Origin of the sequence: Anaerolinea thermophila (assembly GCF_020723905.1) — a bacterium.
GTDB classification, from domain to species: Bacteria; Chloroflexota; Anaerolineae; order Anaerolineales; family Anaerolineaceae; genus Anaerolinea; species Anaerolinea thermophila_A.
The window spans coordinates 204,432-229,723 of sequence record NZ_DYHZ01000007.1 but is presented as its reverse complement, the minus strand read 5'-3'; the positions used below and the strand labels follow the sequence as shown (position 1 = coordinate 229,723).

The window sequence follows — 25,292 nt, the reverse complement described above, 5'->3', positions numbered from 1 at the left end:
TTTGCTTTACTTGACCAATTCTTCGCTGAGTTCGTCAAGGCGCAGACTGATGACCTGACTGGCAGAATCGCGCCCCATGGTGACGCCGTAAATCACGTTTGCCGCCTGCACGGTGTTGCGGTTGTGGGTGATGAGGATGAACTGGGTTTTCTGCGCCAGTTCGAGGAGCAAATCACGGAAGCGTCCCACGTTGGCTTCGTCGAGCATGGCATCCACCTCGTCCATGATGCAGAAGGGCGTGGGTGAGACCTTGAGCAGGGAAAAGATCAGCGCCACGGCGGTCAAACTGCGCTCACCGCCGGAGAGCAAAGAAAGTCCCTGGTCGCGGCGTCCTGGCAGGCGGGCTTCAATATCAATGCCCATGTCGGCGGTACTCTCGCCCTCGGTCAGAATCAGACGGGCGCTGCCACCCCCAAACAGGCGCGTGAACATGTGGCGAAATTCGTAGGCAACGGCATCGAAGGTCTTGCGGAACTCGCGCTTCATTAAGTCATCCAGTTCGGCGATCACCTTGCGGAGGTCTTCGTCGGCTTTGGTCAGATCTGCCACCTGCTGTTTGAGGAAATCGTAGCGCTCTTTGACGGCGCGGTATTCGTTCTGCACTTCCGGGTTGATCGGTCCCATCCGGCGGAGCAAGGCGCGCTGACGGTTGATGTTCTCTTCCAGTTCGGCAGGCAGTTCGCTCAGGCTGGGCAGTTGTTCCACCATGCCCTCCAGCGGCAGAGGTGCCTGACCGGCTTCGCCCTGATACTCAAACGCCACAATGCCAAAGTCATCCTCCACCTTGCGGCGCAGGGAGTCCAGCGCCTCGCGCTGGCGGGAGAGTTCCAGTTGAGCCTGGTTGACGTGCCGTTCTGCCACGGCGGTGGCTTGCTGAGCGGCAATCAGGCGGTTTTGCTGTTCAGCGGCTTCCTGCTCCAGTTGACGCACCTGCGCCTCGGCAGGCTCAATCCGGGTGCGCAGTGCCTCAATGCGGGCGCCGATTTCAGCAGATTGTTCCTGCACCTGCGCTTTCTCGGCCTCCAGTTCGCCCAGGAGGACATCAACCTCACCCAGTCGCCGGGAAAGCACCTCCCGCTGGCGTCGGGCGCTTTCTTCCGCCTGTCGGTGTTCCTCAAGACGTCTGTGCGCCTCGTTCACGGCGCGCTGGGCTACAGCAAGGCGGGTATTCCAGTGAGCCACCTCTGCCTGCATCTCTTCCAGCGGCAGAGCCGAGAGCGAGCGGTTTAACAGGCGCACCTGCTCGGCGGTCTGTTCAACGGTCCTGGAAATTTCCTGAAGCGTCTGGGCTTCCTGTGCGGCTTCGGCTTGCGCTTTTTCAATCTGGGCTTCCAGCCCTGCCAGTTGTTTTTTCTGGTATTCCTGCCGCTGGCGGATCTGTTCCACCTCCAGGGCGGCTTGCTGCAGGCTCTGGGTTGCCCGTGTCAGGGCTTGATTTGCCTCGCGCACCTGCCGATCCAGTTCTTTTTCCTGCTCCCGCAGGCGGGTAATTTCGGCTTCGAGGGTGCGAAGGTCCGATTGCACCTGCTCAAGGTGGGTTTGCTTTTCTTCGATGGCCGCGCGCAGTTCCTGCAAACGGCGAGCGCGTCCAATCGGGCTGGCGCCCCCCCTGGACTCACGTCCGGCAACAATGACACCATTGCCGAAAAACACCTCTCCCTGCAGAGTCACCACCCGTGCCTGCGGCGGAATGCGCTCCGCCATGCGTCGGGCAGTTGCGCGATCCTCTACCAGCAAAACCTGGCCCAGAAGCAAATCTACCACCGCACGGAGAGAGGGCGTCGCCTGCACCAGTTGCGCGGCAACGCCAATCACGCCGGTTTCATTGGCAACATCGGTCAGACCTTCGCCCACACGGGCGTGTTCCAGCGGCACCAGAACGGCGCGTCCCTTCTCGCCCTGAAGCAGGGCAGTCAGTACGGCATCCAGATCGCCAACACCCTCAACCAGCACCGCGTTGACCAGTTCACCCAGCGCGGCGGCAATGGCTTGCTCGTACGCTGCCGGGACGATGAGGTGACTGCTCATCGCCTGAAACACCCCGGGCAGACGTTTCTGGCGCGATTCCTGAAGCAGGAAACGCGCTCCTTCGGCTAAGCCAGAATAGGTACGCTCCGCCTGTTCCAGCACTTCCAGTTGAGCGCGCAGACGGGTGGCTTCGGCTTCCAGGCGATTGCGTTCTTCCTGCAGGGCGCGGCGTTCCTCCTCACGGGTTCGCAGGGTTTGCTGATGCGTGCGCAGCCCCTCCTCCAGTTTCTTCCGGGCTTCTTCTGCCTGGGCGCGGTTGCGCTCCCATTGAGCGTGGAGACCCTGCGCGCGCTGAAGGTCATCCTGTTCGCGCTTGAGCGCCTGCTGAAGAGACTGTACACTGCTTTGGAGATTTTCGATGCGGTGCAGCAGTTCGGTGTGATGGGCGCGCACCTGCACCTGCCGGGTTTCAGCCTGAGTCTGCAAGCGACGGGCATCGCGCAACCGGGCTTCCAGTTGATTGCGCTCTGCCTGGCGGGCTTCCAGCGCCTTTCGGGCTTCGCGCATGCGCTCTTCGGCTTCCTTTTGCTCTTCCTGCAGACGGGTCAACTCTTCTTCCAGGCTCTGCCGCTTCTCCAGCCGCGCCTGATCCTCTTCCTCCATCCGTTCGAGGTCGTTCCGGGTGCGTTGCCGCTGATCCACCAGAGCGCGCTGACGTTCTTCCAGCACTGCCATGCGCTTGCTGAACTCTTCCCAGCGCGCATGGGCTTCGGCAGACTGGCGGTGAAGCATTCCCAGGCTTTCGCGCAATTCGTTCAGGCGCTGGCGAATCTCCACACTGCGCTGTTCCTCTTCAAGAAGGTGGTCCCGCGCCTGTTGAAAGCGTTCTTCCTGAGCCAGCAGGGCTTCCCGCGCCAGAGTCAGTTCCCGCTGGACGCGATGCCAGTGGTAACCGTACCAGTCTCGCAGGAGCAAACGTAAATCGGCGCGGATTTGCTCGTACTCCATGGCGCGTCGGGCTTGTTTTTCCAGGCTATTCAGGCGCGGCTCCAGTTCGGAGAGGATATCCAGCACCCGTTCCAGATTGCGGCGGGTGGTATCGAGACGGTGCAGGGCTTCCTCGCGGCGACTGCGGTACAGCCCAATGCCGGCGGCTTCCTCGAAGAAACGCCGGCGTTCTTCGGGTTTCAGCGAAAGCGCAGCATCCACCAGTCCCTGTCCGATGATGGTGTAGGTACGCTCCGCCAGCCCCGACTGCGCCAGAAGTTCAGTGATCTCTTTCAACCGCACCCGTTGACCGTTCAAGAGATACTCGTTCGAACCATCCCGGTAAGCCCGGCGGGTGATGAGCACCTCGGAATAGTCAATGGGCAACCAGCCGCTTTCATTATCGAAGAGAATGGACGCTGAAGCCATCCCCGCCCGCGGGCGTAACTCTGAACCGGAGAAGATCATGTCCTCGGTTTTTCTGCCTCGCAATAAACTGAAGGACTGCTCTCCCAGCACCCAGCGAACGGCATCCGCAATATTGGATTTTCCCGAGCCATTCGGTCCCACAATTGCCGTCACCATGCCGGGAAACTCAAACAGGGTGCGGCTGGCAAAGGTTTTGTATCCGTGCAGTTCCAGCGATTTCAGTAATGGCATAAAAAGATTAGGATATCCCCTGTCCAGGATAAGAATCTTATCTCAATCTTCCAGCAAGCCCAGGCGATGGAGCGCGTCGGCGGCAGCGGATTTGGTAGCGGCTTGTTTGCTTGAACCAATGCCCGACCCGTAAATCTGCCCGTTAATGAGCACATCCACCTCAAACTGCTTGGAATGTTCCGGTCCGCTTGAAGAACGGACGATGTAACGCGGCGCCTGAAAACCCTGTCCCTGCGCCCATTCTTGCAGCATGCTTTTAGGATCTTCAATGGTTTGCTTGGAGAGAATTTCATCGGCGGCGGTTTCCAGCATGGGCTCGATGAAGCGGCGCACCCCGTCAATGCCCGAATCCAGATAAACAGCGCCAATGACGGCTTCAAAGGCATCGCACAACAACGCGGGACGATCCCGCCCGCCAGCCTGCATCTCCCCCTTGCCCAGACGCAACGCCCTCCCAAGGTCAACCTTACGGGCAAATTCAGCCAGTTGCTCGGTTGAAACCAGCACCGAGCGCATGCGGGTTAAATCCCCCTCAGGCATATCGGGATAACGATTGTACAGCCAGGCACCAACGACAAAGTCCAGAACGGCATCGCCCAGAAACTCCAGACGTTCGTTATCCTCAATGGCTTCTGGATGCTCATTGAGGTAAGAACGATGGGTCAGCGCCCGACTCAACAGGAAAAAACTCTTGAAGGATAAACCCAAACGATTGGCAAATTCCTGCGGCGATTCTGCCAGAGCATTCTCAGTCACCGGTTTTCCCTCCCCGGAACCGGAGGAGCGCAAGCCGCCCGGATGCTCGCTCTCTAACCCGGCGGTTTGCGATCCCTCAGTTCGCCATCGCTTTAGAATGGTTTTAATCACCCCGTTTCGGGTGGTATTTCCCTTCAACCCAAACTTCCCCATTTGGACCAATTTCTTTCTTCCAGATTGGGACAATCTCTTTCAAGCGGTCAATGCCATACCGCGCCGCTTCAAAAACACCCGTATCTCGATGAGCCGCTGTGCAGGCAATCAACACAGTAGGGGTGCCTGCCTCCAGCAGTCCAATACGCTGAACAATGGCAATCCCCTCCACGGAGGGCCAGCGCTGACGAATTTCCTCTGCCACCTGCACCATCTTGGCTTCCGCCATCGGCACGTAGGCTTCGTATTCGAGCCGCACAGTGTCATGCGGTTCACCGCGTTGGGTCTTTGCCCTTACCATACCGGTGAAGAAACAGGCCGCTCCCGTGGTTGGCAGCGTGATCTGCGCCAGAAGGTCATCCAGATCCAGCACCTCAGTAGTTACCTTAACCACGGTCGGCAATTCTGTACCCCCACTGACGGGAGGAAACAAAGCCACCTCAGCATTTTCCGGAATCACATCTTCATCAAAAGCGAACTGTTGATTAATGGCAATCAGAGCATGATCCAGCGCTCCCCCAAGATGCGGGAAGGTCTGACTGAGTGACTGCTTGAAGTCCCGAACTGTGCTTCCGTCTGGTAAATCGAACTCTTTCCGGGAAAAACCCGCCCGCTCTTTTAAAGAAGCAAACAATAAAATCACAATTTTCATGCTTCCTCGTTAATTACATCTCCACTCAAACCGCCGTGTTTTTCCACCAAACGGATATTGTGAATCCGCGCCCCTTTTTCGACGGCTTTGACCATATCATAAACCGTCAATGCAGCAACCGCCACCGCTGTAAGGGCTTCCATTTCAACCCCTGTTTTACCGGTTGTACGCGCCAGGGCTGTGATCCGCACGCCGGGTAGGGACTCATCAACTTGCAGTTGCACATCTACCTGATGCAAGGGCAATGGATGACAGAGAGGGATCAACTCAGCAGTCTTTTTGGCGCCTAAAATACCGGCAATTTGCGCCACACCAAGCACATCCCCTTTCTTCATCAGGCCCTGCTGGATTAAAGCCAGCGTTTCCGGCCGCAAAATCACCTCGCCACGAGCAATTGCCGTGCGCTCGGTGTCCGGTTTGCCGCTGACATCCACCATGTGCGCAGAACCGCTCTCGTCAATGTGGGTTAAACCGCCTTTATCCACCAGAGAACACCCGTCTTCAAGGACAAATTTTTACACAAAAGGTATTATAACCGAGTTTCCCCGGATGCTGGTCTATCTGCTATAATACCCGTCGTGAGTTTTCAGGTGGCTGGTTTCCAGACAGAAGGGTACCGGGTTCAGACCCCCGTATACGAGGGACCCCTGGATCTTCTGCTGGAGTTAATCGAACGCGCCGAACTGGACATCACCACGCTGGCGCTAGCGCAGGTAACGGATCAGTATCTGTCCTACTTGAGTCAGCTGGAAGATCACGACGCCGCAGAGGTATCTGCCTTTCTGGTCATTGCGGCAAGGCTGGTGCAAATCAAATCTGCCGCTCTGCTCCCACGCCCCGCCGCAGAAACTCGAACCACGGAAGAAGAAAACCCCGGCGAGGCACTGGCACGTCAACTGATTATCTATAAGCGGTTTAAGGAACTGGCAGAGATACTAGGCGAACGCGAATCCAGGAACCTGCGAACCTACCTGCGGTTAAGTCAACCCTCCGTTAAGGTGGAAGCCCGGTTAGATCTGAGCGGCGTCTCCCTGCAGGATCTCGTTCAAGCCGCTCGAGGGATTTTCATCAGTCAGCCGGATCTACCGGCACTGAGCAAGGTAGTCTCCAAACCACGGATTACCATTCGCGAGAAGATTCAGAGCATTCTGGAAAACTTAAGGAATGTAGGAAGAACTTCCTTCCGAACGTTGATTGCTTTTCACAATGATCGCCTGGAATGGATTGTCACTTTCCTGGCAATGCTGGAACTGGTCAAAAGGCATATCATACAGGCCAGCCAACAGGAATTGTTCGGCGAAATTGAACTCTCGGCAAGCAGTGAAGGGCTGAACGCTGAAAACATCGAGACCGAGTTTATCGACTCCTGAGCCGAAATCTGGTGCTTTTTCCGGCAAAGATTTGACGATAGACATGGATGGGGGTATATTAAAATGGACAAAAACAGGTGGATTTTATGCCCGTAGGCGTTCTTTCGATACATGTTCGGTTGCCGGGGTGCACTTCTCTTAAAGAGAAGCGTGGACGCATCAAACCTGTACTGGCACGCCTGCACCGTGAGTTTAACGTCTCTGCAGTTGAAATGGACCTCCAGGATCACTGGCAGGAAGCCCTGCTTGCCTGTGCCGCCCTAAGCAATGACCGGGTACAGATCCAGCGCCTGCTCCAAAAAGCGCTGGATGACATCCACGATCACTTTGTGGACATTGAAGTACTGGATCATCACATTGAGTTAATGTAAAGGATGCCATGGATTTAAGTCTGCGAGGAAAGATTGCTCTGGTCACCGGTGCAAGCCGGGGGCTGGGATTTGCCACTGCCCGACTTCTGGCACAGGAAGGCGCTCAGGTGGTGCTTAACAGCCGGGATCCCTCTCGCCTGAACAGCGCCGCAGAGCAAATCCAGCGTGAAACCGGCTCACCCGTGCTGGCAGTTCCCGGCGATGTTACGGCTCCAGACCTTCCATTCCTGCTGGTCAAGCACACTGTGGAACATTTTGGCGGTCTGGATTTGCTGGTCACCAACACTGGCGGACCCAAACCCGGCACTTTTGAGGACCTGAGTGACGAGGACTGGCAAAGAGCCATTGATTTATGCCTGATGGCGCATGTACGGCTCATCCGTGCGGCATTGCCTGTTTTGAAGCAAAGCGCAAGCCCTTCTATCCTCACCATTACCTCGATCTCGGTAAAGCAACCCATCCCCAACCTGATTCTGTCGAATGCGGTACGTGCCGCAACTGTGGGCTTGACCAAATCCCTGGCACTGGAACTGGGACACTGGAACATTCGCGTAAACTCCATCCTTCCCGCATGGGTGGAAACCGAGCGGATTGCCGAACTGCTGGAAGCCCGCGCCAGAGCCAATCAGACCAGCGTGGTCGAGGAAATGGAAAAACAGGCAGGCGAATCTCCCTTCAGGCGCATTGCAAAACCCGAAGAATTTGCCCGCGCCGCAGTATTCCTGTTATCACCTGCGGCATCCTATTTGACAGGTGTCATGTTACCGGTAGATGGCGGTATGTATAAAGGAGTGTTTTAATGGCTATCTGGCCTCCCGAACAAATTGAATCGGTTCTCGATCGAATCCTCTTAAAAGTACAAAAGCCCGGTCGTTATACCGGCGGAGAACTCAATCAAATCGTAAAGCCATGGGACAGTGTGCAAACCCATGTTGCCCTGATTTTTCCCGACATTTACGATCTGGGTTTACCCAACCTTGGTTTGACCATTCTGTATGACGAAATCAACCGCCGCGCAGACGCACTGGCAGAACGCGCCTACGCTCCATGGACGGACATGGAAAGCCAGATGCGATCTCTTGGCATGCCGCTGTACTCTCTTGAGAGTAAACACCCCCTTCAACAGTTTGACATTCTGGCGTTTACCCTGCCGTATGAGAGCCTGTACACCAATGTGCTGAATATCCTTGACCTTGCCGGGTTGCCTGTGCTGGCGGAAGAACGCAATGAGCGGCATCCTCTGGTAATCGCCGGTGGGCACGCCGCTTTTAACCCGGAACCCATGTCGCCCTTCATTGATGCTTTTGCCATTGGAGAGGGTGAGGAAATCATCCATGAAATTGTGGATGTCTACCAGGAATGGAAGCAAAGCAGTGAAACCCGCGAGACTCTCTGGGTAAAACTGGCAAAGATTCCGGGTATGTATGTTCCTCGATTGTACGAGGTGGAATATCACCCCAATGGCACCGTCAGGCGAATCGCGCCCAGGGTGGAAGAAGCGCCTTTGCCGGTCGTCAAACGGATAGTGGCTCAACTTCCCCCACCGGTAACACGGTTCATCGTCCCTTCTATTGACATCGTACATAACCGCATCCCCATTGAAATCATGCGCGGGTGCACCCGTGGATGCCGATTCTGCCATGCCGGCATGGTCACCCGTCCGGTGAGGGAACGACCGGTGGAAGAAATTCTGCAAGCCATTGAAGCCGCCCTGGAAGCCACCGGCTATGAAGAAGTGGGACTGCTTTCCCTGGCGTCTTCTGACTATACGCATATCCGGGAACTGGTAGAAGCCGTTGCCAGCCGCTTTGGAGACCAGAAAATCACCGTGTCTTTGCCTTCCCTGCGCATTGAGTCTTTCTCCGTGGAGTTGATGAAAGAACTGAAATCGCTCAAACCCAGCGGGGGGTTCACCCTTGCTCCCGAAGCCGCTTCCGAACGGATGCGCAGAGTAATCAACAAATATATTCCTCACGAACAGATTCTGGAAACCGCCCGCGCTATTTTTTCTCAGGGATGGACGACCATCAAGTTGTACTTCATGATTGGACACCCTGAGGAAACCCTGGATGACGTGCAAGCCATTATGGATTTGTGCCATGCGGTGTTGCGCGAAGGACGCAGAATTTGCGGTGGACGTGCAAAAGTCCACGCGGGAGTAAGCACCTTTATCCCCAAACCACATACTCCATTCCAGTGGGTTTCGGTGGATACCATGGAGCAAATTCAAGCCAAACAAACCTTACTGCGGCAGGGGTTGCGCGGTCAGGGATTCAAATTGAACTGGGTTGATCCCAAAGTAACTCTGCACGAAGCCTGGCTCTCGCGGGGAGATCGACGAATCGGACAGGTCATTTTGCGTGCCTGGCAACTTGGTGCGAAATTTGATGCCTGGCAGGAACATTTCCTCTTTGAACGCTGGATACAGGCCTTTGAAGAGTGCCAACTCGATCCTGCTTTTTACAGTTACCGCAAACGCGACCTTGACGAGGTACTCCCCTGGTCACACATCAGCATTGCCGTGCGCCCTTCGTACCTGAAGAAGGAATACCAGAACAGTCTGAGCGGTACCCTTCGGGACGACTGCAGAGGACAGTGTTACGCCTGCGGGATCCTTCCCACGTTTAATGACATTCGGGCAAAAACACCCGCAGAAGCCTGGAAATGCCCACCGGTGCGCAGGAAGACCCCCATCAAAGAGAAGGTAACAGTATGAGCGAATTGACCCGTTACCGGCTCTGGTATGCCCGTGGCGCAGAACTGCGCTACGTAAGCCATCTGGATATGATGCTTGTCTGGGAACGTACTTTTCGACGCGCCCGATTACCGCTGGCATTTTCACAGGGGTTTAACCCCCGTCCACGTTTTCACCTGGCTAGCGCATTACCACTGGGATTCACCTCGCTGTGCGAAGTCGCAGATGTCTGGCTGATCGAGACGCTTCCGCCGGATGAAGTGCAGGAACGCCTGCAACGAGCGGCGCCCCCGGGATTAACCCTTCAACAGGTGGAAATCGTTCCGCTTCACCTGCCTGCCCTGCAAACCATGGTGCTTGCCGCCGAATACCATATTGAGTTCCGCGAAGATGCCCCCTCCGACGTGGCTGATCGGATCGCTGGACTGCTGGAACAGCGTGAAATTATCCGCGTGAGGCGGGAAAAAACGTATGACCTCCGCCCTCTCATCGAAACCCTGACCCTGACAACCTCATCTGAAGGAGATAAGCCCATCCTGCTCATGCGTCTCTCAGCAAAGGAAAGTGCCACAGCCCGACCAGAAGAGGTGCTTCTTGCCCTGGGAATTGACCCCACCACCACTCGCATGGAGCGAACGCGCCTGATTTTTCAGGAACCCATCCCTGCACCATAACCTTCTTGTTTTGAATGGCTTTCTTTCAGCAGTTTTTCAGACCGTGCTATAATCCTTTTCAATGAATCTGGATATCAAGACAGGCGTGGTCGTTGCCTCGTTTACATTCCTGTTTCTGTCCTTTCTATCCTTCTGGACAGGGTGGAGAACGATTCAGGCAGGACGCCGCCTCACCTATTTCCAAAAGCGGCGCCAGCGTCTCAGTCAGGGATGGCGACTGGTTACATTTTCTTTCCTTTTTTTTGCCATGGCGGTGGTGATTAACCGCTTTGCCGAACCGGTGGCTTACCGGTACTTCCCCCCTACCCCAACCGTGACACTGACGCCAACCGTTACCCTGACCCCAACCATTACCCAGACCCCGACCATTACCCCCACACCCACCATTACCAATACCCCCTCTATCACAAACACACCGGCGATGCCACCTGCAGTGGAAACGCAGTTCCAGTCCACCATCACCCCGAATCCTTCAGCGGTGTTCAGTCCGCTGGTGTTTGCAACCAAACTGAACAAGAGTTTTCAGCCCGTGGATCCGGCAGATGTTTTTAAGAATCCGATCACGCAGATTTATGCTGTATTCAGTTACGATCAGATGACCGTTGGCTCCCAGTGGAGTGCGCTTTGGTATCGCGGTGGGGAACTGGTATGTTTCGAAACTCTGCCCTGGAATGGCGGTACTGGCGGCTTCGGGTATTCTGAGTGCATTGAGCCGGTAGGGGGATGGCTTCCAGGCGAATATGAGGTGCAAATTTTTGTCGGCACAGAATGGAAACGCTCCGGACGATTTACCGTGGAAGGGGAACCACCTACGCCGCCACCAACCCGGACACCTACCCGTACCCCCGTTCCTACTGCCACACCGGGTCCAAGTCCAACCCGTCCGTCGCCCACGCCTTCATTCACAGGGACGCCTACCCGCACACCCACTATTACGCTCACCCCAACGGTCACCAATACCCGCCGTCCAACGGATACGCGCTGGCCTACCGCCACGGTCACATCCACACCCCGCCCATAAGCGGGAAAGACAGGTGTTTTCGAGAACCTCGGCAGATTAGATTATGCGTTTATGGAAACTGGCAAGCGCCCGGGCAATTTGAGCGCCGATACGGGCGTTCTGTCTTAAGAGAGCCAGATTTGCCTGCAAACTGGTGCCACCGCTGAGTTCTGTCATTCGCGCCAGCAGGAATGGTGTGACCTCTGCGCCGTGTATCCCGCGCTGCTCACATTCCTGAACAGCCTGCTCAATCCAGATTTCCACTTGCGCTCTGGGAAGAGCAAATTCGGCGGGCGGAGGAACAACCACCAGAACTGCACTGATGTTTCCCGTTTCCCAGTGTGCCCGGGCAATTTTTACCACTTCTTCGGCTGTATCTACACGAATATCTACGTTTAAGCCGCTCTCGCGGGAATAAAAAGCGGGAAAATCATCGGTCTGGTAACCCAGCACAGGGACGCCCTGGGTTTCGAGCACTTCGCGCGTGGCGGGTAAATCCAGAATGGCTTTGGCGCCTGCACAAACCACCACAAGGGGAGAACGCCCCAGTTCGCTCAAATCAGCGCTGACATCAAAAGGTGCATGACGGTGCACTCCGCCAATTCCACCGGTGGCAAAAACACGAATTCCCAATTTCCGGGCAACCATCAACGTTCCTGCAACGGTCGTTCCGCCGCTTTCTCCCCGCGCCAGAGCAATGCCAAAATCTCTTGCGCTGATTTTTCGTACCCTCTCTTCCCGAGCCAGATTTTCCAGCACCTCCACAGAGACACCCACATGAACAATCCCCCGGAAGACCCCAATCGTTGCCGGGGTAGCACCCTGATCCCGCACTTCCTGTTCGAGAGCACACGCCAGTTCAAGGTTGGTGGGAAAAGGCAAGCCATGGGTGACGACAGCAGTCTCCAGCGCTACCAGGGGCGACTGCAGAGTGAGGGCTTGCTGAACAGAGGGAGAGACAAGAAAATTTTCCATGAATCAACCAATCAACTGATCGTAAAGGCTTTCCAGAGAGATGCCCGGATAAACTGGACCGGTATGTTTCAACACCATCGATGCGGCGGTGACGCCCAGACGGACACAATCATCCAGCGGAATATCATTGAGTAATCCAAACAGGGTTGTGGCTGTGAGCGCGTCTCCCGCGCCAGTGGGATCCACCACTTTTGTTCGAATGGCTGGGACATGCCCGCTGGTTTCGGAGGTGGCATAAACCACTCCAAAAGCCGCCAGCGCAATCAGCACCACCTCAACCCCCTGATTGATGAAGAAGCGCGAGACCTCCATTGCACTGGCTCGACCGGTCACATCAGGCGTATGGTTGGTCAGGACAGAAGCCTCTTTGCTATTGGTAGAAAGCAGGAAAAGATGCTTCAGGTATGGCAATAAACGCTCCGCCAGAACGACAGAGGTGGTATCGGCACACACCGGAACTTTGAGCCGCCGGGCTTGCTGGAAAAGCACTTTCAGGGTTTTGGGCGGCAGATTGGCATCCACAAAGATCAAACAGGAATCCTCAAACAGCGGTTCCAGTTCGCGAATATAAGTGGGCGTCAGGGCTTGAAGCACCTGCATATCCTCCAGCGCCATCTGCAGGGTACCATCCTGATCATACACCGCAAGGTAAGAGCCGGTATCATGCCCCTGTACATGGATACTGGGAGACACATCCACACCACAGGAGGCAGTATGCTCAAGCAAATCGGAACCAAAGGGGTCTTCTCCTACTGCTGTAGCCAGCCGCACAGGATGCCCTAAACGAGCCAGGTTCTCCGCCACGTTTCGGGCAACGCCCCCAAAGGAAAATCGAATACTTGCAGGTTTAGAAAGACGTTCGGTGACGGGTTCGGAAAGCACCCCCACCATATCTAACCCGGCGGCGCCAATTGCCAGCACCGGACGCGCAGCACGTTCTTGTAAACTTTCCAGAGACATATTTTGATTGTATTACAGAATCACCTGACAGAATTGATAACTTTTAGTTAACAACCCTGTAAGGAAATCTGGCATGATTCTCAGTATAATCCCAGTAGAGGGATATTCATGAGCGTTTCGAATCGTTCGATGTTTCAGGCTCTCTTACCCGGTGTGCTGTTAGGCCTTGTCGTGCTGTCAGGACTTGCCTTACTGGGCGATCTACAACATGTGAGTTCGACCATTCTGGAATTTAAAGTGAAATATTTTGGCATTGCGCTGGGATTTACCCTGTTGAATTATTCCCTCCGATTCATAAAGTGGCATTTTTATCTGAAACAGATTGGCGTTCATCGTCTGAGCCTGCTTACCAGTTTACGGATTTTCCTGGCAGGTTTTCCCCTGGCTGTCACCCCCGGAAAGGTAGGAGAAGTGCTGAAAGGGGTCTGGTTAATGCGGAAAACAGCAGTTCCTGTAGGACGGGGAATCTCAGTGGTCCTGGCAGAACGATTGAGCGATGGACTGGCAGTTTTTATCCTTTCGATGGTTGGTATTTTAGCCTTTCCTGAATACTGGGCAGGATTTGCCCTCATCCTTGCAGGGCTTTTAGGGGTGATGATCCTTTCGCAAATTCGCCCTGCCGCGCTGTGGGTCCTCGATCAGATTGAACGGGTGCATTTTCTGAAACGGTTTTCCCAGAGTATCCGCGAGTTTTATGAAGGGAGTTTTACATTGTTTCAGCCGGGGGCGGCTTTGCTGGCGGTCGGTCTGGGACTGATTTCCTGGCTTGGCGAAGGAATTGGTTTCTATTTCATCCTGATCGGGCTGGGAATGGAACCGAGCGCTCATTTGCTTCACACTGCCATTTTCATTCTGGCATTTTCCACAATCATTGGGGCGGTTTCGGCTCTGCCGGGTGGACTGGGCGCGGCAGAAATTTCCATTGCCGGATTGCTGACTCTTACACTCCACACCCCTCCTGAAATCGCCTCCACTGCTACCGTGTTAATTCGCCTGGCAACTCTGTGGTTCGGCGTTGCCCTGGGTGTGTTGACCTGGGGTTTTTCACCTGACTTAACCGGTCTGGAAATGGCAAAGAAGATCATCATCGAACCCAATACCCAGCCAGAAAAACTGCTAAAATAAACTCGTTGCAGTGAAATCATTCGTCAGGTAAAATCAAACCATGCCTCTCGCCGCGGGAACCCTCCTCAATCACCGCTATCGTATTGTGTCCATCCTTGGTCAAGGTGGAATGGGCGCAGTATATCGCGCAGTGGATGAGCATCTGGGGGTTCACGTAGCCGTAAAAGAAAATCTATTTCTCACCGAAGAATACAGCCGTCAATTTGAACGCGAAGCGCGCATTCTTGCTGGATTAAGACACCCGGGTCTGCCACACGTCACGGATTATTTTGTCTTGCCCGGACAGGGGCAGTATCTGGTCATGGATTACATTGAAGGGGAAGACCTGCGTCAGCGGATGGAACGCTCCGGGGTTTTACCCGAAAATGAAGTGATCCTGATTGGCATCTCCGTTTGTGAGGCACTCAATTACCTGCATACCCGCCATCAGCCAATCATTCATCGGGATCTAAAGCCCGGCAACATTAAAGTCACCCCCGAAGGTCAAGCCGTACTGGTTGATTTTGGGCTGGCAAAAATCATGGAAGGGAATCAGGTGACGATGACTGGCGCCCGCGCCATGACGCCAGGCTATTCTCCGCCTGAGCAGTACGGAACATCCCATACCGACGAGCGCAGTGACGTATATTCCCTTGGGGCTACCCTGTATGCGGCGCTAACCGGTTCTATTCCCGAAGATGGATTGAACCGTTTAACGGGAAAAGAACAGTTAACCGACATTCGTAAATTACGCCCAAAGATCAACCGCCGCCTTGCAGAAGTCATTGAAAAAGCGCTGGAAGTTGACCCGGATGATCGCTTTCAGAGCGCAGAGGAATTCCGTCAAGCCTTAATTGAATGCAGCGAAGTAGGGGCATTCTTTAAAGAACGCCCCACTATTTCTCCCCCTCCGCCTGAGTTGCTGGCACAGGAAATGGCTCAAAATGGTGGAAGTCAGCCCTCCACCAACGGAAAACAAAAATCTAAACGCAATTTCATGAAGCGTCGTCGTTTCCAACCGGCTATCCTGATACCAGTCTTTGTTCTGGCAATTGGCTTCTTCTATCTTCTGTTTACCATGCGCCCAGACCTGACGCGGAGTCTTTTTGCCGGTGTATATCCCGCTACACCTTTTGCCGGAACAGAAATTGCCTCTGCCACCCCGTCGCTGGAAATCGCTCAGGAAGGCACTCCCATTCCTGCCATGGAGCAAACGCCTCCTACCCGTGAAGCGCCTTCACCCGATCCCACTGCCACAGAAAATTTCATCCCGATCGTGCCGCCTACACCAACTGAGACGCCTACCCCCGTCTTCACCCCGACTGCCACTCCATTGGGCGGCGGCGCATCAGAAATTGCCTTTGTTTCCGAACGCACCGGGCAAATGCAGATCTGGATGATGAGCGTAGATGGGCAAAACCTGAGACAAATCACCAATATGCGCAACGGTGCCTGTCAACCAGCCTGGTCTCCAGACGGAACCAGACTGGCATTCATCTCCCCGTGTCCGGGAAAACGCGAAATTTACGAAGGCAGCGCCATTTATCTGCTCACACTGGATGGATCGGAGCCCGTTCCCCTTCCTTCCAGCCCTGAGGGAGATTTCGACCCCACATGGTCGCCGGATGGAAAGAAACTGGCATTCACATCCCTCCGCACGGGACGCCCCAGCATCTTTGTTATCGATTTGCAAACCCTGATTGCGCGGGAAATATCGGAATCTCGCTATTCGGACCTTCAGCCTGCCTGGTCCCCCATCAGCCGACAAATCGCCTTTGTCCGGCGCATCTCCAACAGTCAAATCTGGATTATGAGCGAAGATGGAGACAATCAGGTACGCTTCAGTCCGCCCGGAGATGTGACAAATTTCTTTCCAATTTGGTCCTGGGATGGGCAAGCCGTTCTCTACAATCAAATTGTGGGCGGTTCTAAGGTGCCAAGACTGGTGGGCATGCGCTACGAAGATCGAAAGAATCCTCGCGAGTTCCGTATCCCTGCCAGCGGCACAGTGGATATTGGACCGGTCGGCAGTTTCACCCTCTCACCGGACGGTTTCTGGGTTGTCTATGAAGGCTGGCCCGACGGTACCAACCACGATATTTATCTCATGACAATGAACGGCGCCACGAATATTCGGTTAACCACCGACCCGGCATTTGACTATTCCCCCGTTTGGCGGCCGGTTATTCGTTGAGGAATCTGTTCTGATATATATCCGCAAACAATGCGGGCGTTCCACCGGTATGCCAGAATAAAATCGTCTCTCCCGGACGGAAAAAGCCCTTCCGCGCCAGATCCATCAAACCTGCTGCCGCTCTTCCCGTATAAACCGGATCGAGCAATACCCCTTCCAGTTGAGCAAACAGGGTGATGGCTTCTTTTTCTGGCTCACCCATGATGCCGTAACCCTGCCCCAAATAATCAGCATTGACAAAAACTTCCTCAGGGCGAACGGGGATCTCTTTTCCAAGACGATCGGACGCTTCCCGCGCCAGAAACGCCACCACTTCTTTTAATTCCCGCTCCGGCTCATCGATGCTGATCCCCAGGATACGGCCATGAAAATGACGCCGGTGCGCACCCAATACCAGCCCCGCCTGTGTCCCCCCGGAGGAAGAGGCTACCACAATCCAATCAATCCGTTCCGATTGGGTTTGCTGGAGCATCTCATCGAAAGCGAGGGTATATGCCACTGCTCCTAACGCATTTGATGCCCCCAGCGGAATCAGATAGGGACGTTCTCCTTGCGCCCAGGATTCTCCAAAAACCTCATTCAGAGTTTCATTACGGGCTTCTTTGCTCGTCCAGATGATTTCTGCACCAAACAGGCGGTCTAAGAACAGGTTCCCCGAAGGGCGCGTCGGTGGTTCGCCATAAAGCACCAGTTTGCATCTCAAGCCCATCCGTGCTGCAAGCGCTGCCACCTGACGGCAATGATTGGACTGTACTGCGCCGACCGTAATCAAGGTACGTGCGCCTACGCTCTGGGCTTCCGCCAGCACCAGTTCTAACTTGCGAGTTTTATTCCCTCCAAAGGCAACACCGGTGAGGTCATCGCGCTTGATCAGAATGCGCAATCCGCCTAAATACGCCCCTAAACGCGGCAGAAACTCAACAGGAGTAGGTAAAGCCGCCAGTTTCAATCGGGGAATCATACAGAAACCTCCCGGCGTAATTGTCTGCGCGCACGCCAGCGCATCACATCCAGCAGGCGAGGAAGCACGTGGGTGAACAAGCGATACCCCAGAGGATACACCGGGAAATCCCATGCACCCAGGGTACGCACGACCTGAGCACCCAGTCCTTCTTTGAAGCGAAACACTCCCCACATGGGATCTGATTCATCAAACACTTCCGGCGCCCCCCATAAATCATATTCTTTCGCACCCAGACTTTTCGCCAGACGCATGGCTTCCCACTGAAGCAGATAATTGGGCATTTTTTCCCGATGAACCTCCCGGGACATGCCATAAAAATACCATGCCCGTCCGGCAAACACAAACAACACCAGTCCAGCAACAGGTTCTCCCTCCACTTCAGCAAGAAGAGGATAACACATCCTTTTCTCCATGAAGGTTGTCCACACCTGCCGGTAATAGTGTTCAGGGCGAATGATAAAACCATCCCGCACGGAAGTCTCCACATACATGCGATAGAGCAACCCCAGATCCTCTCCCGTGCACTGTCGAACGCTGACACCCTTGCGCTCGGCAAGGCGGAGGTTGTAGCGGGTTTTGGGTTTCATCCGCGCCAGCCAGCGGTCTTCATCCCCTGAGAGATCAAGTACCGCCGTATTGCGGAATTGAACTTGTTCTGCGGCAAACAGCCATCCACGGCTCTGCAGCAAAGACTGAACCCAGACACCGATGGAATGTTCCCGGGCATCTTCTTTGCCGGGTATACCCCACCCTAAAACAACTTCGGGATCCATCTTGAGAAATAGCGCTTTTTGGGCTTTTGCAAGGGCTTCCAGATCCGCAATCACCCGACATACCAGGGCTTCGTTCGACCAGTCCAGCAGAGGACCGCGCGGCACATACAAAAGACTGACCGGTAAGGGCACATTACGGAACCGGAGCCGTCTGCGCAATACCATCGCCGCCGCAACAACGTCTCCCTGTTCGGATTTCCACACTTGAGGAATTGATTCCCAGCCATAGGCAGATTTAATGTTCGCCCATTCCCGCGTTTGCAGGATGGACGCTCCCGGCAAAGAGGCAATCACCTCATTCCAGTTCTCCATGGAACTCATGCCCGGCGCTCCCGTTTTTCCCACCACCGATACAAAGGGAACAGAGGCTGCCAGAGAGGATATTCCCGTGTTGTGGCAGACCGGCGCACTACTCCCCCGAAACCCCGTTTGAAACGATATACTCCCCACAATCCATCCCGGCGAGTCTCAAACCGGGCTTCCAGAACCTCTTCGGCTTCATCCGGCACTCCCCACAGGTCATACCAGCGGCAGCCGCGGGATGCCGCCCAGCGCATGGCTTCCCACTGTAAAAGATAGGTGGGCATACGATTGCGCTCTTCATCCGTGGAAGCGCCATAAAAATACCATGCTCTTTCGCCGCGGGCAAAAACCATCAACCCCGCCAGAGGTTTGCCTTCGTAGGTTGCCATCAGCAGTTCTGCCATCCCGAGTGGATGAAACAACTCATAAGCGCGTTGATAGTAAGCGCGGGAATGCACGCCAAAGCCATCGCGCGCACCGGTCATGGTCATCATGCGGTAGAAACTGTCCACATCCCGTGAAGGCTGAACCAGCACCCCTTTTCGCTCTGCCAGCCGAATGTTGTACCGCGTCTTCTGCTTCATCCGAGCCAGCCAGTCGTCTTCACTTCCCTGGAGGTCAATGACAATCGTTCGGCGTGGTTGAACCGGAATGCCTTCCGGAACAAACCCGGGCATCTGCGGGGTAAGGATCTCCTCTTCTTCCTCCCAGGCATCCGGCTCGACTTTCAGAATGAGCGCGCGGCGTCTGCGGCAATAGGGAATGAGTTCCTTCCAGAGTGGAATCCAGTCGGTTCCCACTGGTCCGCGGGGGATGTACGCTACACTCAAGCCGGCAGGTAAGCGACGGAACAGGACCTGCGCGCCAGCGTTTCCCGAAATGAAATACACCGGTTCCCACCCAAATGCCGATTTAAGGGTTCCCCAGGCACTGGTCTGCAGGAGATGCGCCTGCGGATGAGCCTGTAAAAAATCATCCCACTGTGCAGAGGATACGATAGCCATCAGTAAATTGAGGTAAACTCCGTCGGCGGGGTACTGCGAATAGCGGCACCCGGTATGGTTTCATCCAGAAGGTTTATCAAAGTGTGGGTATCCCCTTCCTGAGCAAGCCGGAGAATCTGTTCAACCAGTCCACGCAGTTCCTCACCGCTTAATTCAGAGGTGTCCGGGTTGACACGGAAAATTTCCGGGTGTTCAGTCTTCTCAATGGGAACACCTTCATCCCACAGTTCTTCACTCAGTTTCTCGCCGGGGCGAATCCCGGTAAAGACAATTTCAATATCCTTACCCGGTTCTAAGCCGGAAAGGCGAATCAAGTCTTCTGCCAGATCGAGGATGCGGATTTGCTCGCCCATATTGAGGACAAAAGTCTCCCCTCCTTCTCCCATGGCTGAGGCTTGCAAAACAAGATGCACCGCTTCCGGAATGGTCATGAAATAACGGCGCATCTCTGGATGGGTAATCGTGACAGGTCCACCGCGGGCTATTTGCCGTTTAAAGAGAGGAACAACGCTCCCACGGCTTCCCAAAACATTACCAAAGCGCACCACCGAATATGACCTGCCAGAACGACGGGCCGCATCCAGAACGATCATTTCGGCTAACCGCTTGGTTGCGCCCATGATGTTCGCCGGTCGAATGGCTTTGTCGGTAGAAATCATCACCAGGCGTTCCACTCCGCTTTCCAGGGCCGCGCTGACCACATTCATCGTCCCCAGCACATTGTTCGTAACGGCTTCTTCGACGTTCAACTCCATCAAGGGGACGTGCTTATGGGCGGCGGCATGGAAGACGATCTCCGGGTGATGGCGCAAAAAGATGGTGCGTATGCGCCCATAGTCGCGCACATCAGCAATCACGGGGCGGAAGAGCAGGGAGGGGAAATTTTCCCGCAGTTCCATGAGGGCTTCAAAAATGCTGTTCTCCCCATGCCCGAGCAGTATCAATTCGCTGGGACCCCACCGCGCCACCTGACGGCACAGTTCCCTGCCAATCGAACCACCCGCGCCGGTTACCAGAACCACTTTACCCGAAAGAGTTGCGCCAACCAGGCTCTCATCTATCTGCACAGGACTGCGCCGCAACAGGTCGGTGATATCCACTTCGCGCAGACGACTTACACTGACGGTTCCCCCCAGCAACTCATAAATGCCGGGCATGGTTCGGAAGGGTACCCCTTTGGCGCGGCAGGCATCTGCCACCAGACGAACTACACGTCCTGCCGCCGAGGGAATGGCAATAATGACCTGTTGCACCCGCGTCTGATCAATGACCTTTTCAAGGTCGCTCAGCGTCCCTACAACCGGAACGCCGTAAATTTGCTGGCGTTGTTTGGCTGGATTATCATCCAGGAAACCCACCGGCACCAGGTTCAATTGTGGATTTTTCTGCATTTCCCGAACCACCAGGGCACCGGCATCGCCTGCGCCGACAATCAAGACCTTTTGGGGATGCCGGGAACCCACACCCTCCTGTATCGCCTGATTAATACGGCTTTCGGCTAACAGGCGCAGGGTAAAGCGCAATCCACCTGCCGCAAACACTGAGAGTAAGAAATCTATAATCAATACGGAACGGGGAAAACCGACAAAAAAGCGAAAGGAAGCCAGCGTAATCATGGTTGCGGCGAGCAAGGCAGATGCCGTAACCGAAGCGGCAACCACCATCAAGGCTTCGCGGATGCTGGCGTAGATCCACATACGGCGATACAGGCCAAAGAAATAGTAAACCAGAGGTTTGATGATCAACGCCGCTCCCGCCATCCAGTACGCCGACGGGAGGTAAAAGAAGAAGAAATTCCCCAACTCAAAACGAAGCGCGTAACTCCCCAATACCGAAAGGACGATCAACATCAGATCGCCCATCAAAAGATAGCGGTTTCGTACGCTGGGTACAGGTTTGGAACGCATGATTATTGTCCTTTAAAGCCCACCACAGTACCGATGGTCCGAAGAAGAATGAGCAAATCCAGAAGCAAATTGCGGTGCATGATGTAATACAAATCATACTCCAGTTTAATTGCCGTATCTTCTACCGTAGCGGCATACCCGAAATTGACCTGCGCCCAACCGGTGATTCCGGGTTTCACCAGTAAGCGTGCCCGATAGAAAGGCACCTTCTTCTGAAGGGAGAGCACCAGTTCCAGACGCTCTGCCCGGGGACCTACCAGACTCATCTCACCGCGCAGGACATTGAAGAATTGAGGAAGTTCATCCAGATGACTCTTGCGCAAAATTTTTCCCACACGGGTGATACGGGCATCGTTTTCTACCGTCACACGGGCTCTGCCGTCTTTCTCCGCATCCTGGCGCATGGTGCGAAATTTGTAAATCGTGTACTCCCTGCCGTTTTTCCCCACACGGGTTTGCGTAAACACCACAGGAGAACCGCTATCCAGCCAGATCGCCAGCCCAATGAATGGGAAAAGGATTAGCGTAATCAGCGAACCGACCAGACCGCCCAGAATATCCAGAATGCGCTTACTCATCTCATAGAAAGAGTCGGTATGAGCATAATCCACAAAACTGCGCACAATCCACTCGGTAGGAAGCAGGAAAATGGGAATCCGCCCCAACAGACGTTCATAGGCTGAAATCATGGTGGTGATTTGAATCCCCTTCTCCTGCGCTTCCACCAGAACGCGGAAGGTGTCGGGGCGCAGATCCCCGGAAATTGCAAAGATCAGATCGGTAATCTGGAACTGTTCAATCAACTCCATGAGATGGGCGGAATCGCCTACCACGGGAAAACCTGCAACTTCCGTGCCGATTTTTTCCGGGTCGTCATCAATAAAGCCTATGACCTGAAAGGGCTGGGGATGAATACCGTTGACCACATTTGCCAGAGTGGTTCCTGCCACCCCGGCTCCTACAATCAAAACGCGACGTAAAAATTCGGGGGCAGTAAATACCCGAATATACAGGAATCGCCAGCCAATGGTGAGAAGAGTAACAGCGGCAATAAACACGGCTACCCCTACGCGGGGCATGTCGCCGGGGGTAGAGAAGAAGAAAATGAAAAGGTAAAGAATCAGTCCCACACCGGCGGCAATTAAAATACCCTTTAGGGTCTCATCTTTCCGCCCGGCGCGGCGGATATCATACATCTCGATATTCAGGAGCAACCACCCCAGCGGGAGCAGGAAGAACCAGCGAGGGATGCGCTGCATCAGCAGTTGGGAAAAGTCCAGCCAGTCCCGTTGTCCCCATGCAATCAGCGCAATTGCCAGCGCCAGCAAAGCAACCACAAAATCCCCGATCACCAGAATGGTGCGTCGTTCTTCAGGACGAAGTCGCCAGCGAGAGTAATCTCTTTCCATTACTTCCTCATCATACTCCAGAGAAATCCACTACCCCAGGACAGGTGCATGGTCATGATCGCCAGAGGGATGCCCAGCCATAACGAGGGGTCACGCCTGCGCCACGCTACCGGCAAGGCACCGAGCCAGAGCGCAAGCAAGTATACCCCGATTTCTATGGCTAACAAGAGCCACAGCGGGGGGAAGAAAACCCCTGCCAGCAGAAGCAGTGCAAGGCTGAGCACAAACAACGGAGGAAGCGCCTGACGCCAGCGAAGCGTGCCGGGGTAACGGCGAAGCATCCGCCATTTCCAGTACCCATATCGAAAATACTGCTTTGCCAGCGCCGAAAGTGTTGAGCGGGCAAAGTAAATCGATCGAATGGCAGGATCAAGATAGACAATTCCTCCCTGTTTCCGGATACGGGTATTTAACTCGTAATCCTCATTTGTCAGCAGACTCTCATCATAGCCCCCCACCCGCTGAAGCGTCTCCCGGCGAAAGGCTCCAAAAGGAACGGTATCCACAACCGCAGGCTGACGGGTAAAGCGATACAGCGCATCGCCCACGCCCAGAGGATGCCCAGCCGCCGCGGCAATGGAGCGGGCTATCCACCCCTCACCGCCCGGTTGAATTTGCCAGACACCGCCTACATTATCCCCTTTACCTGCCTCAAGGGCATCCACACACCGCTCGATATAATCGGGAGCAGGAATGCAGTGTGCATCCAGTCGGATGACGATATCGCCGCTTGAAACTTCAAGCGCACGGTTCAATCCCGCCGGAATGTGTCGTCTGGGATTATCCACCACCTGAACGGATAATTCCGGGTGCTTTTGCAAATAATCGTGGATGACCTGACGGGTCGCATCGGTAGACATACCATCGGCAATCACAACCTCAAATGCGTCGGTTCCCACCGTCTGCTGACATAAAGCCTCCAGAAGGTGCGCAATCGTGCGTTCCTCGTTATAGCACGGCACAATGACAGAAATCTTCACCCTCACTCCCCTTCTATTTCCCTTAATGAATGTCACTCCTGTACAATGGAAGCACCAGTGTGAACCGGCTCCCCTTCCCCGGTTCACTGCTCACCCGAACTTCCCCTCCGTGAGCGTGAACGATTTCACGAACAATGGGTAACCCCAAACCGGAACTCTGCTCTCCATTTTGACTGCGGGAGCGATTTCCCCGGTAAAACCGCTCGAAAATCCGCTCCTGTTCCTCCAGAGGAATGCCTTTTCCCGTATCCTGGACTTCCAGCAAAAGATGTTCTCCTTCCACCATCCCTCTCACCCAAACGGTTCCGCCTGAGGGAGTGTACTTTAAGGCGTTATCCAGCAAATTGGAGAGGGCTTGCATCAAGCGTTCCCCGTCTGCAATCAGCACCGGTAACGGAGATACGCTCAATTGCAGGTAAATTCCGGCTTTCTGTGCCTGCGGAGAAAACCGCCTGACCGTCTCCCGCAACAATTCCTGTACATCCACCTTTTCAAAAACCAGATCGGCAGTACCCGTTTCAAAACGCGCAAGGGTGAGCAAATCCAGCACCAGACGATACATCCGCGAGGCTTCATTGTAAATCACCAGCGCGGCATCTTTGAGGGCTTCCGGGCTTTGAGCGGTGCCATCCAGAATTGCCTGAGCAAAACCCTGAACGGCAGTGAGTGGAGTTTTCAAGTCATGCGAGACATTGGCAATAAAATCACGCTGAGCGCGCTGACTTGCCTGTACTTTGCGCATCATTTCATTTAAGGTGTGCGCCAGGTTTCGGACTTCCAGAGGTCCCTCCTCAGACACCTGCACTGCCTTTCCATCTGCCAGTTGCAAGGCTTCTTTTTGCATCTTCTGGAGAGGACGGGTAATCCATGCTCCCATGCTAAACGCCAGAACAACCGATAAACCCAGCCCGCACAATCCCGCCAGCATCACGGGCATCACCATTTCATTACGAATCAGTGTGTTAAGTGGAAGTTGGCGAGTAGGCATGGCGATCACAAGTGCCGTGCCTTCAGGAAAATGATGAACAAGATACAACCACCGCGTTCCAGCCTGATCCCGAAACAGCCCGGAGAGAATCTCATTCTCCTTCACCATGAGACGGCGCAAAGCAATGAGGGAAATTCCACCCTCGTTGCCTTTTCCTGAATCGTAGAGCAGTTTCGCCGGCGGAGCCACCAGAAGATAACGCAACCCCGTGCGTTGACTTTCAGTTTGAAGTTCTTTCTCCACTGCCGCCATGCCCTGCGCAAGCGCCCGCTCCACTCGAGGTTGTGCCGCATTCATGGCTTCCCGTAAAAGGGGAAGTCCGGAACGATAGACCAGCGGATTGCGTAAAAATGCCACCAGCAGGGTGACAGCAACCACGCCAATCGAGACGCTGATGAGCAGGGCATAACTCAACCACAAACGAGAACGCAGAGAGGAAAACATG

Annotated in this window: 21 protein-coding genes; 8 read left to right on the top strand and 13 right to left on the bottom strand. The window is 54.6% G+C overall.

Annotated elements, in window-relative coordinates; all coding sequences use genetic code 11:
* Positions 1-6: 6 nt before the first annotated feature.
* The 4 genes from smc to moaC all read right to left on the bottom strand — a co-directional run bounded on the left by smc (position 7) and on the right by moaC (position 5,661).
* Complete coding sequence (smc, locus tag LHF31_RS12120; RefSeq protein ID WP_303774263.1) at positions 7-3,615, bottom strand: chromosome segregation protein SMC; 3,609 nt, start codon at positions 3,613-3,615, stop codon at positions 7-9.
* A gap of 42 nt (positions 3,616-3,657) precedes the next feature.
* A complete protein-coding gene (gene rnc / locus LHF31_RS12115) occupies positions 3,658-4,371 on the bottom strand; it encodes a ribonuclease III (RefSeq protein ID WP_298007820.1) in 714 nt (237 codons plus the stop codon).
* A gap of 103 nt (positions 4,372-4,474) precedes the next feature.
* Positions 4,475-5,176 (bottom strand): molybdenum cofactor biosynthesis protein MoaE, encoded by a 702-nt coding sequence (locus LHF31_RS12110; RefSeq protein ID WP_298007822.1) that lies wholly within the window; start codon positions 5,174-5,176, stop codon positions 4,475-4,477.
* Positions 5,173-5,661 (bottom strand): cyclic pyranopterin monophosphate synthase MoaC, encoded by a 489-nt coding sequence (gene moaC, locus LHF31_RS12105; protein ID WP_298007824.1) that lies wholly within the window; start codon positions 5,659-5,661, stop codon positions 5,173-5,175. Before moaC ends, LHF31_RS12110 begins: the two co-directional genes overlap by 4 nt.
* 105 nt (positions 5,662-5,766) lie before the next feature.
* Between moaC and LHF31_RS12100 the strand changes: the two genes are divergently transcribed.
* From LHF31_RS12100 to LHF31_RS12075, 6 genes are all read left to right on the top strand, one after another.
* Positions 5,767-6,546: a ScpA family protein gene (locus tag LHF31_RS12100; protein ID WP_303774262.1), complete on the top strand. Its 780-nt coding sequence runs from the start codon at positions 5,767-5,769 to the stop codon at positions 6,544-6,546.
* 86 nt (positions 6,547-6,632) lie between these two features.
* Positions 6,633-6,917 (top strand): DUF503 domain-containing protein, encoded by a 285-nt coding sequence (locus LHF31_RS12095; RefSeq protein ID WP_298007828.1) that lies wholly within the window; start codon positions 6,633-6,635, stop codon positions 6,915-6,917.
* 8 nt (positions 6,918-6,925) lie between these two features.
* The gene (locus tag LHF31_RS12090; RefSeq protein ID WP_298007829.1) at positions 6,926-7,717 is read left to right on the top strand and encodes an SDR family oxidoreductase; all 792 of its coding nucleotides are present in this window, start codon (positions 6,926-6,928) and stop codon (positions 7,715-7,717) included.
* Positions 7,717-9,633 carry a TIGR03960 family B12-binding radical SAM protein gene (locus LHF31_RS12085; protein ID WP_303774261.1) on the top strand — a complete coding sequence of 639 codons (1,917 nt, stop codon included), beginning with the start codon at positions 7,717-7,719 and terminating at the stop codon, positions 9,631-9,633. The genes LHF31_RS12090 and LHF31_RS12085 overlap by 1 nt, the downstream gene beginning before the upstream one ends.
* Positions 9,630-10,286: a TIGR03936 family radical SAM-associated protein gene (locus LHF31_RS12080; protein WP_298008640.1), complete on the top strand. Its 657-nt coding sequence runs from the start codon at positions 9,630-9,632 to the stop codon at positions 10,284-10,286. The genes LHF31_RS12085 and LHF31_RS12080 overlap by 4 nt, the downstream gene beginning before the upstream one ends.
* A 61-nt stretch (positions 10,287-10,347) precedes the next feature.
* Entirely contained in the window at positions 10,348-11,307 is a 960-nt protein-coding gene (locus tag LHF31_RS12075; protein ID WP_298008643.1) for a hypothetical protein, read from the top strand.
* Between the two features lie 36 nt (positions 11,308-11,343).
* Here the strand turns inward: LHF31_RS12075 and LHF31_RS12070 are convergent, their stop codons facing one another.
* Positions 11,344-12,261 carry a pseudouridine-5'-phosphate glycosidase gene (locus tag LHF31_RS12070; RefSeq protein ID WP_298008646.1) on the bottom strand — a complete coding sequence of 306 codons (918 nt, stop codon included), beginning with the start codon at positions 12,259-12,261 and terminating at the stop codon, positions 11,344-11,346.
* Positions 12,262-12,264: 3 nt separating this feature from the next.
* Positions 12,265-13,221 carry a carbohydrate kinase family protein gene (locus tag LHF31_RS12065; protein WP_298008648.1) on the bottom strand — a complete coding sequence of 319 codons (957 nt, stop codon included), beginning with the start codon at positions 13,219-13,221 and terminating at the stop codon, positions 12,265-12,267.
* A 108-nt stretch (positions 13,222-13,329) separates the two neighbouring features.
* Between LHF31_RS12065 and LHF31_RS12060 the strand changes: the two genes are divergently transcribed.
* Positions 13,330-14,346: a lysylphosphatidylglycerol synthase transmembrane domain-containing protein gene (locus tag LHF31_RS12060; RefSeq protein ID WP_298008650.1), complete on the top strand. Its 1,017-nt coding sequence runs from the start codon at positions 13,330-13,332 to the stop codon at positions 14,344-14,346.
* 40 nt (positions 14,347-14,386) lie between these two features.
* Positions 14,387-16,519 (top strand): protein kinase, encoded by a 2,133-nt coding sequence (locus tag LHF31_RS12055; RefSeq protein WP_298008653.1) that lies wholly within the window; start codon positions 14,387-14,389, stop codon positions 16,517-16,519.
* Here LHF31_RS12055 and LHF31_RS12050 read toward each other — a convergent pair.
* From LHF31_RS12050 to LHF31_RS12020, 7 genes are read right to left on the bottom strand one after another with little or no spacing between them, the layout of a single operon-like run.
* Complete coding sequence (locus LHF31_RS12050; protein WP_298008656.1) at positions 16,509-17,480, bottom strand: D-cysteine desulfhydrase family protein; 972 nt, start codon at positions 17,478-17,480, stop codon at positions 16,509-16,511. The two genes, LHF31_RS12055 and LHF31_RS12050, sit on opposite strands and share 11 nt — an antisense overlap.
* On the bottom strand, positions 17,477-18,577 hold the full coding sequence (locus tag LHF31_RS12045) for a peptidoglycan bridge formation glycyltransferase FemA/FemB family protein (RefSeq protein ID WP_298008659.1): 1,101 nt from the start codon (positions 18,575-18,577) through the stop codon (positions 17,477-17,479). The genes LHF31_RS12050 and LHF31_RS12045 overlap by 4 nt, the downstream gene beginning before the upstream one ends.
* Entirely contained in the window at positions 18,574-19,563 is a 990-nt protein-coding gene (locus tag LHF31_RS12040; protein WP_298008661.1) for a peptidoglycan bridge formation glycyltransferase FemA/FemB family protein, read from the bottom strand. The genes LHF31_RS12045 and LHF31_RS12040 overlap by 4 nt, the downstream gene beginning before the upstream one ends.
* Entirely contained in the window at positions 19,563-21,470 is a 1,908-nt protein-coding gene (locus LHF31_RS12035; protein ID WP_303774260.1) for a nucleoside-diphosphate sugar epimerase/dehydratase, read from the bottom strand. Before LHF31_RS12035 ends, LHF31_RS12040 begins: the two co-directional genes overlap by 1 nt.
* Positions 21,471-21,472: 2 nt before the next feature.
* Positions 21,473-22,879, bottom strand: coding sequence for a sugar transferase (locus LHF31_RS12030; RefSeq protein ID WP_303774259.1), 1,407 nt, complete (start codon positions 22,877-22,879; stop codon positions 21,473-21,475).
* A complete protein-coding gene (locus tag LHF31_RS12025) occupies positions 22,879-23,859 on the bottom strand; it encodes a glycosyltransferase family 2 protein (protein ID WP_298002735.1) in 981 nt (326 codons plus the stop codon). Before LHF31_RS12025 ends, LHF31_RS12030 begins: the two co-directional genes overlap by 1 nt.
* Positions 23,860-23,881: 22 nt before the next feature.
* Positions 23,882-25,291 (bottom strand): cell wall metabolism sensor histidine kinase WalK, encoded by a 1,410-nt coding sequence (locus LHF31_RS12020; RefSeq protein ID WP_298002732.1) that lies wholly within the window; start codon positions 25,289-25,291, stop codon positions 23,882-23,884.
* Between the last annotated feature and the right edge of the window lies 1 nt (position 25,292).